Origin of the sequence: Tabrizicola oligotrophica (assembly GCF_011008935.1) — a bacterium.
In the GTDB taxonomy this organism is placed as follows: domain Bacteria; phylum Pseudomonadota; class Alphaproteobacteria; order Rhodobacterales; family Rhodobacteraceae; genus Tabrizicola_A; species Tabrizicola_A oligotrophica.
The window spans coordinates 96,961-113,714 of record NZ_JAAIVJ010000005.1; the positions used below are offsets into that span (position 1 = coordinate 96,961).

Sequence of the window (16,754 nt, forward strand, 5' to 3'; positions counted from 1 at the left end):
GCACTGCCCCCTATTCTGCCGCAAGAACTCTGTCAGGGTGCACGAAAGATGCCTCGCAAGTCCAGCCTGTCGCGTGCAAGCCTTGGGCGCATGTTGCTGATGGCCTTTCTGGTCATCGCCGGACTGCCAGCTGTTTCCGGTGTCCTTGGCTGGTTCGAGTTGCAGGAAGTCGCGCGCAACCAGGCAACGGTCGTCACCGAGGCCATCCCGGCAATCTCGGAGGTGCGCGGCTTTACCGAGGAAAGCAGCCGCATCATTGCGGTGGCCCCGGAACTGGCTGCTGTCACCACCGAAGCCGCGCGGCGCGAGCGGGCGGCCTATCTCTTTGCCCAGGTTGACGCCCTGACAGGGCGGGTCGCGCGCTATGCCGTCACGGGAAATCCGGCCCTTGGCAGCCTGGCGCGGGCAGAGGCCGAGGTGCGCGGCAGCATCGAGCAGCTGGACCGGCTGGTGCAGAACCGCATCACCGCGACCGATGCACAAGCGGCCCGTCTACGGGCGGGTTTGCTGGCCACGACCGAGCTTCTGGAGATTGCCGACACGCTGGTAGCCAATGCCCAGATGGGCACAGCGGCGGCCATTTCCAACCTCTATGATCTTGAAGCCAGCGGCCTGGACACGGAAACTCGCCTGAACACCCTGGACAAGCTGATTGAGGTGGATCTTTTCCGTCAGGGGCTGATGTCGGAAATGCGCTCGCACATCGGGGAGGTTGGCCTGTTGCTCAACCGGATCGTGACCGCGCAAAACCATGCCGAGCTTGGACAGTTGCAGGCGGCTCTGGAGGGGCGCATCGAGATTGTCACCCGGCGCATTCTGTCGGTAAACGATCCGACCCGGGCCGAACGCGCGCTTTCGCTGTTGCAGGCGATCCGACCCAGTTCGGCCCCCCCGCCCAATGCCGAGGATCTGTTCAACCTGACCAAAGGCATCCTTGATCTGGACAGCCTGATTGCAGAGGCACAAGGCGAAGTCAGTGCTGCGGCGGCGGGGCTTGACACGCAGGCACAGGCCTTGGCCGATGTCATCATCGCGCGCGCCGTCAAGGCAGGCGACGAGGCGACAGGAGCGATCCGCGCGACCCAGAGGCTATACGCTTGGGGGTCGGTCGCCGCCTTGCTGATCTCGCTCGCCGTAGTCTGGTTCTACGTGCGCGGGAATATCACCCGGCGGCTGGGGGTGCTGTCGGGCACCATGGCGCGGCTTGCGCATGGCGAGCCGGTTGACCGAATTGTGCCGCAAGGGATCGACGAGATTGCCGACATGGAAGCGGCAGTCGAGGTTTTTCGCCTACAGGGCATCGAAAACCGTGCCCTTGCCGCCGAGCGTGACCAGAACCTTGCCGAATTGCAGCGCCACCGACGGGAGTTGCAGTTGCTGGTCGCCGAACAGACCAAGCAATTGCGCGGCGAGGTCAGCGCTCACGCCGAGGCCCGAAAGAGAGCCGAGGCCGCCGACCGCGCCAAGTCGGAGTTTCTGGCGATGATGAGCCACGAAATCCGCACCCCGATGAACGGCGTCCTTGGCCTGTTGCGCTCTTTGGGCCGGGATGGGCTGTCTGCGCGCCAGCAGCGGCAGCTGCAGGCCGCCCATGCTTCGGGCGAGGGGCTGATGACCATTCTGAACGACATTCTGGATTATTCAAAGGTCGAAGCCGGGGCAGACCTGCAGCGAGAGGTCACCTTTTCCCCGGGCGATCTGTTGCATGATATTGCCGTGCTGATGGCGCCAAGCGCGCAGGAAAAGGGAGTGGTGATGCATCTGGACGTGGCTGACGACATCCCGGACGCCGTCAGAGGCGATATGGGCAAGCTGCGGCAGATCCTGTTCAATCTTGTGTCCAATGCCGTCAAGTTCACCGACCAGGGCGAAATCCGGCTGACGGTTGCTGCTGATGGGCCGAAGGACCGGCCTCGTTTGACCTTTACCATCAGCGACACGGGCAAAGGCATTGCCGAGGGCGCGCAGGACCGGGTGTTCGGCGCCTTCGAGCAGGAAGACAGCCAGACCGCGCGGCAATACGGCGGCACCGGGCTGGGCCTTGCGATCTGCAAGCGCTTTGCCGATGCGATGGGTGCAAAGCTGGCCGTGCAAAGCAGGGCCGGAGCGGGAAGCACCTTCACGCTGGAGGCAGAGTTTGCGCGCGGCGATCTGGCCGACCTGGCGGCCGTTCCGCTTGTGTCTGCCGTTCAACCTGCGGCGCAAAAACTGCGCGCGTTGGTGGTCGAGGACAATGACATCAACCAGATGGTCATCCAGACCTATCTGGAAGACATGGGCCACGCGGCTACGGTCGTGGCCTCGGCCGAAGCGGCCATGCCCGTCCTGAAGGACGGCCGCTTTGATGTGATATTGATGGACGTCAACCTGCCCGGCCTTTCGGGAACCGCCGCCACGCGCCAGATCAGGGCGCACCCGAGTTCCCGCATCGCCACGCTGCCGATCATCGGCATCTCGGCCCATGTGCAAGAGGCCGACATCAAGGACAACCTTTCCGCCGGAATGTCGGCCGTGCTGGCCAAACCCCTGTCGCCCGAAGCCCTGCACGCCGCCCTGCGCGCGCATGTTCCCCAAAAACACGCCTTGAAGGCGCTTGCCGAGGATATCGGGGAGGAGCGCGCTGCAGGATTGGCGCGGGTTTTCCTGAAGGGCCTGCCCAAAAGCCTTGCCGCCATTGACGCCGCGGCCCGGTCAAAGGACCCTCTCGCTCTGTCGCGCGCCGCCCACCAATTGAAAGGCGCTGCCGAGAATTTCGAGTTGCAGACCCTGACCACTCGTCTTGCCCGTATCGAGACGCTGACCAGACAAGGCTCGTCCACCGAACTTGCGGCCAGCCTTTCGGAACTCCCGGATGCGCTGGACCTGGCCGCGCGGGACATCAACGCCGCACTGGAGTTGCTGACCCGCCGCCCTACTCAAGCTGCGCCGTGAAGACATAGCCCTCGCCATGCGAGGTCGTGAAGATGCGTGGTGCCTTGGGGTCGTCACCCAGCTTTGAGCGCAACCGCTGCACCAGCACGTCGATCGTGCGGGTGTTGGTGCCGTCCTGACGGTGGGTAATTGCCGCGATCAGGCGGTCGCGGTCCATCACGGTGCCGGGGTTCAGCACGAAGACCCGCAACAGCTCATATTCCGCCCGAGTGAGGGAAATCGGCTCACCGGCGGGATTGGACACTTGCCGCGAGCCGACATCAAAGGTGAAGCCGTTGAAATGCAGGACCCGTCGCGTCAGGGCGCGCATCGCGGAGGTCCGGCGCAACAGGTTCTTGACCCGCGCCAGCAATTCGCGCCGATTGAACGGTTTGCAGACATAGTCATCCGCCCCGAGTTCGAGCCCCACAATGCGGTCAACGTCGTCGGTGCGGCCCGTCAACAGGATGATGCCGATCTCCGAGCGCGCCCGCTGTTCGCGGGTGATTTCCAGCCCGTCCTTGCCCTCCAGATTGATGTCGGCAATCAGAAGATCTGCGTTGCCCTGCGACAGGATCTTCTCGGCCTTTTCCGCGCTGTCGCATTCCGAAACCCTGTAGCCAAAGGATTCAAGGTAGCTGGCCAGCGCGCTGCGCGTCACCGGTTCGTCCTCGACGATCACGATATGCGCAGGTCTTGGTGACATTCGGCCCCCATCCGGACTGTTTCCTCTTGTTAACAATTTTTTACAATTAATGCCAGTCCGTTCATCGCCGAGGTCTGACGCATTCATAACCTGTGGCTAGGCTTGAGTCGCAGGGAAGATTTCAACTTTCCGCAAGGCTCTGCGCTTCGGCGCCATTCAACAACAGGGAACGCACTATGAAATCTGTCAGTTCAATTCTTGCCGGCACTGCGGTGCTGGCGCTGCTCGCGCCCATGGCCCTTGCCGAAGATTCGACCGACCCGATCATCATCCCCTTGCACAACTGGTCCAGCCAGATCGTGATGAGCCATGTCGTGGGCGATGTCTTTGCGTCAATGGGCAATGCGGTGGAATATGTAACGACCGACAGCCAGGCAGTCTATGAAGCCGTCCGCCTTGGCGACGTGTCGCTGGAACTGGAAGTCTGGGAAGGGGCTTTCGGCGCCTCGTTCGACGCGGCCGTTGCCAAGGGCGGCATCCACGCTGCCGGCGCGCATAACGCCGTGACGCGCGAAGACTGGTGGTATCCGATGTGGACCAAGGAAGCCTGCCCCGGTCTGCCCGACTGGAAGGCGCTGAACGACTGCGCGGCGCTGTTTGCAACCCCTGAAACCGGCGACAAGGGCCGCTTCCTTGGCGGTCCGGTGGACTGGCTGAAGCATGACGCCGAAAAGGTTGACGCCCTGGGCATGAACTTTGCCGTGGTCAACGCAGGCTCGGCGGCCGCCATCTGGGCTGAACTGGGTGCTGCCGAAAAGACCAAGACTCCGATCGTGGTGTTCAACTGGACCCCGAACTTTGCCGAGGCGGTCTGGCCCGGTGAATTCGTCGAATTCCCGAAATGGGAGCCCGGTTGCAACGAAGATCCCAAGGTCGGCATGTTCCCCGAAAAGACCTATGACTGTGGCAACCCCGCTACCGGCTATCTGAAGATCGCGGCCTGGGATGGCATGAAGGACAAGTGGCCCGCCGCCTACGCCACGCTGACCAAGGTCACTCTGACCAACGCCCAGATCGCCGAGATGGCCAAGCTGGTGGACATCGACGGTATGGAACCTGAGGACGCGGCCAAGTCCTGGATGGATGCCAATCCCGACGTCTGGAAAGCCTGGCTGAACTGATCGCACACCGGCGCAACCTGCGACCTGTCCGGCTTCAGACCGGGTGGGTCGACACATCGAAAGAACGGGGCCAGACGTGACCGAAACCGCCATCTCCTGCCGCGACGTCAGCAAGATCTTTGGGCCGGACCCTGCAGGGCACCTGGCACGGCTGAAGGCAGATCCGAATACCTCGTCCGTGGGCTATGTGCAGGCGGTGCGGGATGTCAATCTTGATATCCGGCGCGGCGAGATGCTGGTGGTGATGGGCCTGTCCGGCTCGGGCAAGTCGACGCTGGTGCGTTGCCTGTCGCGCCTGATCGAGATCACGGGGGGCAGCGTGTCGATTGAAGGGCAGGACATCGCCAGCCTGTCCGAAACCGAACTGATCGACCTGCGCCGTCGCAAGATGGGGATGGTGTTTCAGAGCTTTGGCCTTTTGCCGCATCGCACCGTTCTGGACAACGTGGCCTTTCCGCTGGAAATGCGCGGCCAGGACCGCCGCGCCCGCTATGCCCGGGCGCGCGAGGTGCTGGATCTGGTGGGGCTGGAGGGCCGCGAGGCCTATTTCCCGCGCGAGCTTTCGGGCGGTCAGCAGCAGCGCGTCGGTATCGCCCGCTCTCTGGCGATTGAACCTGACATCTGGTTTCTGGACGAGCCCTTCTCGGCGCTTGACCCCCTGATCCGCCGCGAGATGCAGGATGAATTTCTGCGGCTGAAGGGGCTGTTGAACAAGACCATCATCTTCATCACCCATGATTTCGATGAGGCCCTGCGCCTGGCCGACCGGATTGCCATCATGAAGGATGGCCGGATCGAACAATGCGACACGCCCGACCAGATCGTGTTGCATCCGGCGACCGATTATGTGGCCAAGTTTACCGCCGAGATTGACCGCGCGCGCGTGGTGCGCGCGGGTGCGCTGGTGCACTCTCTGATACCCGCGCCCGAGGGTGAGGCCTTTGCCTCGAACCGAACCATTCGCGATCTGGCGCGCTGCCTTGTGGCCGAGCGCCGCGAGGTGATCCCGGTGGCCGACGCGGATGGCAAGGTCATTGGCGGGATGAACCGTCAAGAGGCGCTGGACGTGTTGCTTGGAGACGAGAAATGACGGCCCGCGCGGCCCGTGGCATAGGTCTGGCCGGGCTCCTGCTCGCCATTGCGCTGGGTCTTGCCCTTGGCAAGCCCGTCCTGCCTTTAGGTCTGATCCGCCCGCCCGAATGGCTTGTGCAACCCTTTGCCGACTGGATCAACGCCGCCTTCTATTTCCTGCAGAACGATCTCGGGCTCATGGCCCTGACCCGCGCGTTTTCCGGCGTGGTCGAGTGGCTTCTGGATGTCACCGCGAACCTGCTTTACGGCAAAAGCCGCTGGCCGAACATCGGCCCGATCCCATGGGTGGTGATCGCAGCCACGGCGTTCATGGCGGGCTATGCGCTGAAGGGCTGGCGGCTGGCAGCCCTGTCGGGTGGCACCTTTGTCTGGATTGCGCTGATGGGGCAATGGAAATGGGCAATGGAGACGCTATCCGTGATCGTGGTGGCGACCCCTTTCTCGGTGTTTCTGGGGCTGGCCTTGGGCGTTTTGGCCTGGCGCTCGCCCCGGTTTGAACGGATCTTGAACCCCATTCTGAACGTCGCGCAATCGCTGCCGCATTTTGCCTATATGGTCCCGGTCGTGGTTTTCATCGGAGTTGGTCCCAAGGCCGGGGCCATCGTGACCATCATCTTCTCGGTCCCGCCGATGATCCGGATGACCCTGCTGGGCCTGAAAAAGGTGCCCGAGGAGGTGATCGAGGCGGGCAAAATGGCCGGCACGACGCGCTGGCAGCTCTTGTCCCGGGTGCGGATTCCCACTGCGCGCGCCGAGATCCTGATCGGGGTCAATCAGGTCATCATGCAATGTCTGGCAATGGTGGTGCTGGCCAGCTTCATCGGCATGCCGGGGCTGGGGCAAAAACTGCTGCAACTGTTGCAGGCGCTGAAGATCGGGTTGTCGGTGGAAATCGGCGTGACCATCGTTCTTCTGGCCATCACACTGGACAGGTTGTCCAAGGCATGGGCTTTCCGCCTGCCTGAACATGGCGAGCCAAGTGCCATGTGGCTGCGGCGCAATCGCCTTCTGGTCATCTGGATCGGGCTTTGCGCCGTCGGTTTCATGCTGGCCCGGTTTGCGCCCTACTTCCACGAAGTTGAGCGCAATCAGGCGCTTTCCGTCGCAGGCCCGATCGATGCCGCGATGGATCAGCTCATCCGCCTGATCGCTCCGCTGACCGCATGGCTGCGCTGGTTCCTGATCACATGGGTGCTGATCCCGATGCGTGATGCCTATCTGTGGCTGCCGTTCACCGCCGTTCTCACCCTGCTGGCCGCGCTTGGCTGGGCCGTCGGGGGGCTGCGCTCGGCCCTGATATGCGTCAGCTATTTCGCGCTCATTGCCCTGTCCGGCTGGTGGGACCGCGCGATGGTCACGGTCTACATGGTCAGCATTTCAGTTCTGATTGCCGCCGCGATCGGCCTGCCGCTTGGCATCTGGGCCGCGCGCAGCCCGGCCCGCGCTGAACGAACCCTGCTGATCTGCGACACCGCCCAGACCTTCCCCAGCTTCATCTACCTGATCCCTGTCATCATGCTCTTTGGGGTGAATGACGTCGCCGTTGTGGCCGCCGTGGTGGTTTTCGCCGCCGTTCCCATCGTGCGCTATACCATAGAGGGCCTGTGCAACGTGCCATCCGAACTGGTCGAAGCCGCCGAGATGAGCGGCGCCACCCGGCGGCAAACCCTTTGGAATGTGCGCCTGCCAATGGCGCTGCCGACCATGCTGGTTGGCGCGAACCAGTCGGTGATGTTTTCGCTGTTCATGGTAATCATCGCCGCATTCATCGGCACGCAGGACCTGGGTCAGGAGATGCAGCGCGCCCTGTCCTCGACCGACGTTGGCAAGGGGATGGTTCTGGGTTTTGCCATCGCCTTCATGGGTTTGATGACCGACCACCTTATTACGCGTTGGTCCGAAGGCAGAAAACGGGCCTTGGGGGTGTAGACGGGGAACTCGGGGCAGTCGATCAAGGCGTTCAATCAGCCCGCAGCGAGCGACCGCTTCCCGCCCCTTGCGGCCAGTCGCAAACCCGTTGACACCCTCTCCACCCCCCCGGTTGACCTTTCCCCGCCACAGGCGTATCCCTTCCCCGTGGCGCTTTGAAACCGGATTGCGGGCCACGTTAAACAAACCGCTAAAAGGGAAACGGATGCGCGCAGCCCCGGACCCCTTGGTTTCGGGGTTTTTCTTTGGCCAAGGGGGCCTGCGATGACGAACGAGTGGAAGACGCGCACGAAACTGGTGCATGACGGCATCCGCCGCAGCCAATATGGCGAGATGGCCGAGGCGATCTTCCTGACGCAGGGCTTTGCCTACCCGTCGGCCGAGGCGGCCGAGCAGCGTTTCATCAAGGCCGGGGAGGATGAGTTCATCTATGCCCGCTACGGCAACCCGACCGTGCGGATGTTCGAGGACCGCATCGCCGCGCTGGAAGGCACCGAGGCCGCCTTCGCCTGCGCCTCGGGCATGGCGGCGGTGAATGGTGCGCTCACGTCAATGCTGAAGGCCGGGGATCATGTGGTCTCCAGCCGGGCGCTGTTCGGGTCGTGCCTTTACATCCTCGAAGACGTGCTGACCCGCTTTGGCGTCAAGGTCAGCTTCGTCGACGGGGCCGACCTTGACCAATGGCGCAAAGCCATCACGCCGGACACCAAGGCGGTGTTCTTCGAATCCATGTCGAACCCGACGCTGGAGCTGGTGGACATCCGCAGCGTCTCCGACATCGCCCATGCAGTCGGGGCCATGGTGATCGTCGACAACGTCTTTGCCACGCCGATCTTTTCCCGTGCCGTCGATCAGGGCGCCGATGTGGTGGTCTATTCCACGACGAAGCACATCGACGGTCAGGGCCGGGCGCTGGGTGGGGTGATTTGCGGGCGAGAGGAGTTCATCCGCAAGACGGTGGAAACCTACATGAAGCATACCGGCGGCTCCATGAGCCCGTTCACCGCCTGGATGCACCTGAACGGCATGGCGACGCTGGACCTGCGCTGCCGGGCGATGGCCGACAGCGCGCTGACGGTGGCCCGCGCGCTGGAAGGCGATGCGCGGCTGTCGCGCGTGGTCTTTCCGGGGCTGGAAAGCCACCCCCAGCACAGGCTCGCCATGGACCAGATGGGGTCGGGCGGCACGCTGATTGCCTTTGACATCAAGGGCGGCAAAGACGCGGCCTTCCGCTTCATGAACGCTTTGCAGATCGCCACGATCTCCAACAACCTGGGTGACGCGAAAACCATCGCCACCCATCCGGCGACCACGACCCACCAGCGCCTTGCGCCGGAGATGAAGGACAAGCTTGGCATCACGCCGGGCCTGATCCGGCTGTCGGTGGGGCTGGAGGACGCGGGCGACCTGATCGCCGACCTGAAACAGGCGCTCGACAAGGTGTGAGCTGTCGCAAACGCTGCGAAAGCTGTCCCTTTCCCCCTTCTTTGCGGGGGGCAGGGGCCCTACATTACAGGTCTTGCGGGGACCTGCCCGCAGAGGACTGATCCGGGCCGCCCCCGCGCCCGTATTCCTGTTGACATTGACGGCGCGGCAGCGCCCGAACCGAAAGGACAACCTGATGAACCTGCATCTGTCCGACAAAGACACGCATCCCCGCCGCGCCGATGCCGAGGCGGCCCTTGCGACCCTGCGGCTTTGGGCGGCCAAGGCATCAGAGGCTGAAATCGTGGCGCTTGATCCGCAGGCAGGCGCTCTGGTGGGGCAGGGCTATCCGGTCCTGTCGCGCGACTACCCGCAGGACTTTGAGGCCGACGCGGGCTACAAGGAGACGCTGCCCGATCTGCAGAACGGGCCGGCAAGCCTGATCCGCGGCGCGCGCCAGACCATCCAGCATGTCGGCATCTCGAATTTCCGCCTGCCGATCCGGTTCAAGACCCGCAACGGCGATCCGGTGGTGCTGGAGACCAGCGTGACCGGCACCGTCAGCCTTGAGGCGGAGAAGAAGGGCATCAACATGAGCCGCATCATGCGGTCCTTCTATGCCCATTCGGAGAAGGATTTTTCCTTTGGCGTGATCGAACACGCGCTGGAGGATTACAAACGCGATCTGGACTCGTTCGATGCCCGCATCCAGATGCGGTTTTCCTTCCCGATGCGGGTGGAAAGCCTGCGCTCAGGCCTGTCGGGCTGGCAGTACTACGATATCGCGCTGGAACTCGTCGACGTGGCGGGCGAGCGCAAGCATCTGATGCATCTGGATTTTGTCTATTCCTCGACTTGCCCCTGCTCGCTGGAACTTTCCGAACACGCCCGGATGACGCGCGGCCAGCTGGCCACGCCGCATTCGCAACGTTCAGTGGCGCGGATTTCGGTGGAGCTGGTCGGCGCGAAATGCCTGTGGTTCGAAGACCTGATCGAGATCGCCCGCCACGCGGTGCCGACCGAAACGCAGGTGATGGTGAAGCGCGAGGATGAACAGGCCTTTGCCGAGCTGAACGCCGCCAACCCGATCTTCGTCGAGGATGCCGCCCGCAGCTTCTGCGCGACGCTGCTGAAGGACGACCGGATCGGCGATTTCCGCATTGTCGCCAGCCATCAGGAAAGCCTGCACAGCCATGACGCGGTGTCGGTGCTGACCGAGGGGCCGACCTTTGCGACGACCTCGCTCGACCCGCGGCTGTTTGCCAGCCTGTTCCACATCGGCTGAAACCGGCGATTGCCGGCGGGCGGTGCCCCCACGCTTGGGCGTGGTGTCGGGTTACCGTGACGGGCTGTCGGCCCCCTCGCTGGGGGGGCGGTTGCGGGCGCTGGTTGTTCCTTCGCGCAAGGAGTGCCCGCAACGGGCTCGACGCGCCGCCCCTTTGACGGGCGGGCGCAAACCCAATATGCCTTGCCCATGATTGACCTGCGACCAATCTTCTACGTTGTCGGGCGTGTGCTTGTGGTGCTGGCCATCCTCATGCTGGCCCCGGCTGTCATCGACGCCCGTGCGGGGCTGCACAATGGCGCGGATTTCCTGCAATCGGCGATCATCACCGGAGCGGTGGGGCTGATGTTGTCGGTGGCGACCTCGAACGCGCTTGGCCTTGGGTTGAGCGCGCGGCAGGCCTATCTGATGACCGCGGCGATCTGGGGCTTTGTGCCGCTGTTCGGCGCGCTGCCCTTCATGCTGGGCGAGCCGCATCTTTCGTTCACCGACGCCTATTTCGAGGCGGTCTCGGGCATCACCACCACCGGATCGACCGTGATCGTCGGGCTCGACACGCTGCCCCCCGGCATGAACCTCTGGCGCGGCATGCTGAACTCGCTTGGCGGGCTGGGCATTGCCTTTGTCGCCATGATCTTCCTGCCGGTGCTGCGGGTTGGCGGCATGCAATACTTCCGCACCGAAGGCTTTGACACGTTCGGGAAGGCCCTGCCGCGCGCCACCGACATCGCGCGGCAGCTGGTGATCGTCTATTTCGGGCTGACGCTGGTCTGCATGGCGGCCTATCGCATGGTGGGCATGGAGCCGCTTGACGCCGCGGTCAACGCCATGGCGACCATCGCGACGGGTGGGTTCTCGCCGACCGACATCTCCTTCACCAAATATCAGGGCCTGCCGGAATACATCGGGGGAACTTTCATGGTTCTCGCCAGCTTCCCCTACATTCGCTTTGTCCAGATGCTGAACGGCTCGCTGTCGGCGCCGCTGATCGACCGGCAGGTCAGGGGCTATGTCAAGATCATCGCGGTCTCGGTCGGCATGGTGACGGTCTGGCAGGTCCTGCGATCGGACATGCCGCTTGAGGCGGCGTTTCGCGAAAGCTATTTCAACCTGGCCTCGATCATCTCGGGCACCGGCTTCTTCTCGGGCAGTTTCGGGGGCTGGGGCGGCTTTTCGATGGCGGTCGCGCTGGTTCTGGGGGTGATCGGCGGCTGTTCGGGGTCAAGCTCGGGCGCGCTGACGGTGTTTCGCGTCCAGGTCCTGATGGCGACGCTGCTGACGCAAATCAAACTGATCGGCACGCCCAGCCGGGTGCTGACCGTGCGCTATGACGGACGGGCGATCGAGCAGGACGTGACGGGGGCGCTGATCCTCTATGTCACGAGCTATATCCTCATCATCGGGGTGATGACGGTGGCGCTTTCGCTGCTCGGCTCCGATCCGGTTTCGGCGCTGTTTGCGATCTGGACCTCGATCGGCAATATCGGCTACGGCTATGGCGCAATGGTCGCCCGGACCGGAACCTTTGTCGATTTCAACGATGCGTCGAAATGGGTGATGATCGTCACCATGATCATGGGACGCCTTGGCCTCCTGACGATCCTGCTTCTGGTCCTGCTCCGATTCTGGCGCGACTAGATCAGTTTTCCCAGCAGGCGACCTGCACTGTCATGCCAAGGGCGGCGGCGTTGAGCGCGTCGGGCGACAGCGCGGCGGTTTCGGCGACCGGCGTTGCCGCCACGATCCCGGCGCCCTGCAAGAGGGTGGCAAGGCGTCCGCCGTCTGCGGCCAGCGCCATGCCCTGCGGCAGCAATCTGGCGCTGCCTTCGGGCACGGGAACGGCGATCCCCAGCACCTTGCCCGCCCCGTCCAGCACCGGCCCGCCCATGTCGCCTGCCATCAGGGGTGCGACAATGCGCAGGAAACCGGGCTCGCCCGTCAGACCCTCGGCGGCCTCAAGGCTGCCAAAAGTCAGGACCGGGGCGGGCAGGCGTTCGCCATAGGAATAGCCCGCCACCGCCACTTCGACGCCGGCCACCGGGCTGGCGCTGGCCAGATGCGCCACGGCCTGCGGCGCCATCGGCGATCTGGCGGCCAGCAGGGCAAGCCCGGCGGCGTCATCCGTCGCGGCAACTTCGGCCTCGGTCTCCAGTCCCAGCGTCACCCGCGCGCAGCCCGCCACATTGGCGAGGCTGGTGGCCACATGGCCCATGTCATCGACGAAAAAGCCCGAGGCGACGGATCTGGGCTGGCGCAACTCCAGCCCCGACAGCATCCCGGCCCGCGTGGCCTCGTCCATCGGTACGAGACCTGGATCAAGCGCCTTGTCACCCACGGCGCGGAACGAGGCCTGCAACACCGGCAGGATGCGCTCCATCTGCGCCGCATCGGCCGGAGTCCAGACCGCAAGATAACCCTTCACCATGCCGTCGCGGGTTTCGGCAAAGGCGAGGCTCTGCACCTTGTCCGAGACACCCTCGATGCGGAAAGACTTTTCCTTGCGCTCGCGCGGGCCGGTTTCGGGCACCGCTTCCAGCGTCTGCAGGACGTCGTAAAGCCCGGCCAGCGCTTCGACTCCGCCAGGTTCGGAAATCAACATCACCCGCAGGCCAGAGCCATCTTTTTCGCCGAAATGCACGAAGGGAGGTTCGTAATGGTCAAATGCCACCAAAGCCAGCGGCAGGGTGATCTCGATGCCGGCCTCTGGCTCGGTCACGGTTTCAAAGCCGAACTCGGCCAGATCGGCGGCATGGTTGGCCACCAGCGTCGCGCGCTGGTGGCTGGTCAGGATGCCGGTCGGCTCGAACCCGCTGGCCTCCTGCCAGGCCGCCATCGAATTGCGGGTGCCGGACCCGAAGGCGCCGTCAATGGCGCTGTCGTAAAAGCCATACCACTGCAGCGCCTGTTGCAGTGCCATGCGGTCGTCCCGGGACAGCGCGGCTTCCGAGGCGCGGGCCTCTGGCACAGTCTCGTCGGCCACCTCAGTCGGGGCGACGACCACCTCCGGTTCTGCCGTGGCCTCGGGGGCGACAGGGGCGGCCATGAGATCCGGGGCCTCGAACTTTGCCCCATCGGTCACGAAGGCATCGCCCGGCACTCGACCGGCGCGGCGCAACTCGGTCAGCGCACCTGCGGCCTCCTCCGGGGCATAGGGGCCAAGCACGATGGCATGCCAGGCACCGCCGGAAAACACCTGCACATTCGGGAATTCGCCGGCATAGGCCGCGGCGCGCGAGCGGGCGGTTTCTTCGGACGGGTAGCTTTCGATCTGCACCCAGGCCTGCTCCTGCGCCGCTGCAAGGGTCGCGCTGACAAGAGCCGTAGTCAGGGTCAGCGCCCGCACCGTCACCAAACGAAAGAAAACCATCATTCCCCCAGCATGCGGCACCCGCGCCTTGCCCTCGACAAATCCGGCTGACTTTCGCAGAGCCAAGCCCGAATGCAAGGCCCAATGCCCGCGGAAAACCACCCCGGCGCATTGACCCTTTGCCGCCTCTTGCCTATGGAGAAGCAACATTTCAAGAGGCTGGCCATGTCTGACGCGATCAAAGCCCCGCGATCCTTTCAGGAAATCATCCTGAGGCTGCAGAACTACTGGGGCGCGCAGGGCTGCGCCGTGCTGCAACCCTATGACATGGAGGTTGGCGCCGGCACCTTCCACCCGGCCACCACGCTGCGCTCGCTGGGGTCAAAGCCCTGGGCGGCGGCCTATGTCCAGCCCTCGCGCCGCCCGACCGACGGGCGCTATGGCGAAAACCCCAACCGCCTGCAGCACTATTACCAGTATCAGGTCATCATCAAACCCTCGCCCGCCAACCTGCAGGAGCTTTACCTTGGCTCCCTGCGCGAGATCGGCATCGACGCCTCGCTGCATGACATCCGCTTTGTCGAGGATGACTGGGAAAGCCCGACGCTGGGCGCCTGGGGCCTAGGCTGGGAGGTCTGGTGCGACGGGATGGAAGTCAGCCAGTTCACCTATTTCCAGCAGGTCGGCGGCCATGACTGCAAGCCGGTCTCGGGCGAGCTGACCTACGGGCTGGAGCGGCTGGCGATGTATGTGCTGGGCGTCGATCACGTCATGGACATGCCGTTCAACGATCCGGCCAGCCCGATTCCGCTGAGCTATGGCGACATCTTCCGCCAGACCGAAGAGGAATATTCGCGCCACAACTTCGACGGCGCGACCACCGAGATGCTGTTCCAGCACTTCAAGGATGCCGAGGCCGAATGCGAACGCCTTTTGGCCTTCGCGCCCGAGGACCCGAAATCCGGCAAGCGCATCATCATGGCGCATCCCGCCTATGACCAGACCATCAAGGCGAGCCACCTCTTCAACCTGCTCGACGCCCGCGGCGTGATTTCCGTCACCGAACGCCAGGCCTATATCGGCCGCGTCCGCGCGCTGGCCAAGAAATGCGCCGACGCCTTCCGGCTGACCGAGGCCGGGGCCGACGCATGATGGTCTTGGCCCGGATCAGGCGCGAGGCGGCGCATCTGATGCGCAAGCTCACAGGCGAAAAGGCCCGCGCCCGCAGGGCGGCCTTTGCAGCCTTTGATGCGGCCGTTGCCGGGCTGCGCCCGGGTGATCTGGTCATTGATCTTGGGGCAAATGTCGGGGTCTTTACCGAGGCAATGGCCCGCAGCGGTGCCGACGTCATCGCCTTCGAACCTGACCCCCATGCCTTCGGGCTTCTTTCCGTGCGGCTCGCGCCCTGGCCGAATGCCCGCCTGGTGGCTGCGGCCGCAGGCGACAAGGCGGGCAGTTTTCAGCTTTATCGCCACCGTGATTTCGCTGCCTCGCCCGACCGGCGCACGACCTCCTCCACGCTGATCGCCGACAAGCGCAACGTCTCTGCCGCGCATGCCGTCACGGTCGAGGTGGTGGATTTTGTCGCCTTCCTGCGCGACCTTGACCGCGATGTCGCGGTCCTGAAGATCGACATCGAAGGCGCCGAAGTGGCGCTTCTCGAACGGCTGCTGGCCGATCCGGTTGCCGACCGCATCGGCCAGATCTTCGTTGAAACCCATGAACGCATGCTGCCTCAGCTTGCCTCGCGTACCGCCGCTCTCAAGCGTCTGGCCGCGGGGCGGGCCAAACCCGTCATCAACTGGGATTGGCACTGACATGGCAGGCAAGATACTCGCTGTGGTGATCGTGATGTTTGCTCTCTTGACCGGCGCGGCCGTCTATTACCTGCAGGAATACGCCTATTATTCCGAAGCCGCCTTCCCCCCCGGCGCCGAGATCGTGCTGACGCCGATCGAGAGCGACCAGCCGGAGGCCATTCTGGCCGAGGATGTTCAGGGCATCGACGCGGACTCCAGTCCGCTGCGGTTCCGCGCCTGTTTCAAGACGCCCCTGACCCAAGGCATGCTGACCGAAACCTACCGCGCTTATGAAGGCGCCGAGCCCCTGAACGCGCCCTCGTGGTTCGATTGCTTCGACGCTGCCGAAATCGGCGCCGCGCTGGAAAACGGCGAGGCGCTGGCCTTCCTGTCGCAGGCGGGCATCGCCCCGGATGTCGACCGCGTGGTTGCGGTCTTTGCCGATGGCCGGGCCTATGCCTGGCACCAGTTCCGCCCCGGTGCGCTGGAGGGCAACTGATGGCCAAACACCACAGCCCCGAGGAAAAGCGCGCCCGCCGCGCCCGCAAGGCGCAGGAATGGGACGCCCGCGAAAGCCATGCCCGGGGGCTGATGCAAGGCATTCTGTCGATGCTGGAACCCGGTGATGTGGTGATCGACTGCGGCGCGAACCTTGGTGCCATCTCCGGCCCGCTGGCCGAGACCGGGGCCACGGTGCATGCCTTCGAGCCCGACCCCTACACCTTCGGCCGCCTGTCCGAAACGCTGGCGGGCCGCCCGAATGTGGTGCTGCACAATGCCGCCGTCGGGGCCGCGGCGGGCACCTTGCACCTGATGCGCGACGCCGACTGGGAGAAAGACCCGGACGGCGCCTCAGTGCGCTCCACCCTGATCGCGGGGGGCCGCAACATCGACGCGGGCAGCGGAATTGCGGTCGAGGTCATCGACTTTCCGGCCTTCCTCAAGGACCTGATCGCCCGGCACGGCAAGATCGCCTTCCTGAAGATGGACATCGAAGGGGCGGAGCTTGACCTGCTGGAGGCGATGGACGGGCAGGGCCTGTTCGACCCGATCACCCTGACCGTCGCCGAAACCCACGAAAAGAAATTCAAGCACCTGCGCCCGCGCTTTGCCGCCCTGCGCGCCTCGGTCGGGGCGAAATACCCGATCACCAAAGTCAATCTCGACTGGATCTGAGCCC

The 16,754-nt window shown here is 64.2% G+C and carries 13 protein-coding genes and 1 riboswitch; of the genes, 11 read left to right on the forward strand and 2 right to left on the reverse strand.

The window, feature by feature from the left end:
- The first annotated feature begins 48 nt into the window (after nucleotides 1–48).
- A complete protein-coding gene (locus G4Z14_RS10230; RefSeq protein ID WP_164625354.1) occupies nucleotides 49–2,931 on the forward strand; it encodes an ATP-binding protein in 2,883 nt (960 codons plus the stop codon).
- Here the strand turns inward: G4Z14_RS10230 and G4Z14_RS10235 are convergent.
- Nucleotides 2,912–3,616 carry a response regulator gene (locus tag G4Z14_RS10235; RefSeq protein ID WP_164625356.1) on the reverse strand — a complete coding sequence of 235 codons (705 nt, stop codon included), beginning with the start codon at nucleotides 3,614–3,616 and terminating at the stop codon, nucleotides 2,912–2,914. The genes G4Z14_RS10230 and G4Z14_RS10235 overlap by 20 nt on opposite strands.
- A gap of 176 nt (nucleotides 3,617–3,792) precedes the next feature.
- Here G4Z14_RS10235 and G4Z14_RS10240 point away from each other — a divergent pair, with 176 nt between their 5' ends.
- From G4Z14_RS10240 to G4Z14_RS10265, 6 genes are all read left to right on the forward strand, one after another.
- Complete coding sequence (locus G4Z14_RS10240) at nucleotides 3,793–4,737, forward strand: ABC transporter substrate-binding protein (protein ID WP_164625358.1); 945 nt, start codon at nucleotides 3,793–3,795, stop codon at nucleotides 4,735–4,737.
- Between the two features lie 76 nt (nucleotides 4,738–4,813).
- On the forward strand, nucleotides 4,814–5,827 hold the full coding sequence (locus G4Z14_RS10245; RefSeq protein WP_164625360.1) for a quaternary amine ABC transporter ATP-binding protein: 1,014 nt from the start codon (nucleotides 4,814–4,816) through the stop codon (nucleotides 5,825–5,827).
- Nucleotides 5,824–7,758, forward strand: coding sequence for an ABC transporter permease (locus G4Z14_RS10250; protein ID WP_164625362.1), 1,935 nt, complete (start codon nucleotides 5,824–5,826; stop codon nucleotides 7,756–7,758). Before G4Z14_RS10245 ends, G4Z14_RS10250 begins: the two co-directional genes overlap by 4 nt.
- 137 nt (nucleotides 7,759–7,895) lie before the next feature.
- A riboswitch (SAM riboswitch) is annotated at nucleotides 7,896–7,973 on the forward strand.
- 49 nt (nucleotides 7,974–8,022) lie between these two features.
- Nucleotides 8,023–9,204: an O-succinylhomoserine sulfhydrylase gene (gene metZ, locus G4Z14_RS10255; RefSeq protein WP_164625364.1), complete on the forward strand. Its 1,182-nt coding sequence runs from the start codon at nucleotides 8,023–8,025 to the stop codon at nucleotides 9,202–9,204.
- 175 nt (nucleotides 9,205–9,379) lie between these two features.
- Complete coding sequence (gene folE2 / locus G4Z14_RS10260) at nucleotides 9,380–10,468, forward strand: GTP cyclohydrolase FolE2 (RefSeq protein ID WP_164625366.1); 1,089 nt, start codon at nucleotides 9,380–9,382, stop codon at nucleotides 10,466–10,468.
- Nucleotides 10,469–10,657: 189 nt separating this feature from the next.
- The gene (locus G4Z14_RS10265; protein ID WP_164625368.1) at nucleotides 10,658–12,106 is read left to right on the forward strand and encodes a TrkH family potassium uptake protein; all 1,449 of its coding nucleotides are present in this window, start codon (nucleotides 10,658–10,660) and stop codon (nucleotides 12,104–12,106) included.
- 1 nt (nucleotide 12,107) lies between these two features.
- Here G4Z14_RS10265 and G4Z14_RS10270 read toward each other — a convergent pair whose 3' ends face one another.
- Nucleotides 12,108–13,835 carry a peptidoglycan-binding protein gene (locus tag G4Z14_RS10270; RefSeq protein WP_164625370.1) on the reverse strand — a complete coding sequence of 576 codons (1,728 nt, stop codon included), beginning with the start codon at nucleotides 13,833–13,835 and terminating at the stop codon, nucleotides 12,108–12,110.
- 165 nt (nucleotides 13,836–14,000) lie between these two features.
- Between G4Z14_RS10270 and G4Z14_RS10275 the strand changes: the two genes are divergently transcribed.
- From G4Z14_RS10275 to G4Z14_RS10290, 4 genes are read left to right on the forward strand one after another with little or no spacing between them, the layout of a single operon-like run.
- Nucleotides 14,001–14,927 carry a glycine--tRNA ligase subunit alpha gene (locus G4Z14_RS10275; RefSeq protein WP_164625372.1) on the forward strand — a complete coding sequence of 309 codons (927 nt, stop codon included), beginning with the start codon at nucleotides 14,001–14,003 and terminating at the stop codon, nucleotides 14,925–14,927.
- Entirely contained in the window at nucleotides 14,924–15,592 is a 669-nt protein-coding gene (locus G4Z14_RS10280; RefSeq protein WP_164625374.1) for an FkbM family methyltransferase, read from the forward strand. The genes G4Z14_RS10275 and G4Z14_RS10280 overlap by 4 nt, the downstream gene beginning before the upstream one ends.
- Nucleotide 15,593: 1 nt before the next feature.
- On the forward strand, nucleotides 15,594–16,073 hold the full coding sequence (locus G4Z14_RS10285) for a DUF6446 family protein (RefSeq protein ID WP_164625376.1): 480 nt from the start codon (nucleotides 15,594–15,596) through the stop codon (nucleotides 16,071–16,073).
- On the forward strand, nucleotides 16,073–16,750 hold the full coding sequence (locus G4Z14_RS10290) for an FkbM family methyltransferase (RefSeq protein WP_164625378.1): 678 nt from the start codon (nucleotides 16,073–16,075) through the stop codon (nucleotides 16,748–16,750). The genes G4Z14_RS10285 and G4Z14_RS10290 overlap by 1 nt, the downstream gene beginning before the upstream one ends.
- Nucleotides 16,751–16,754 lie beyond the last annotated feature (4 nt).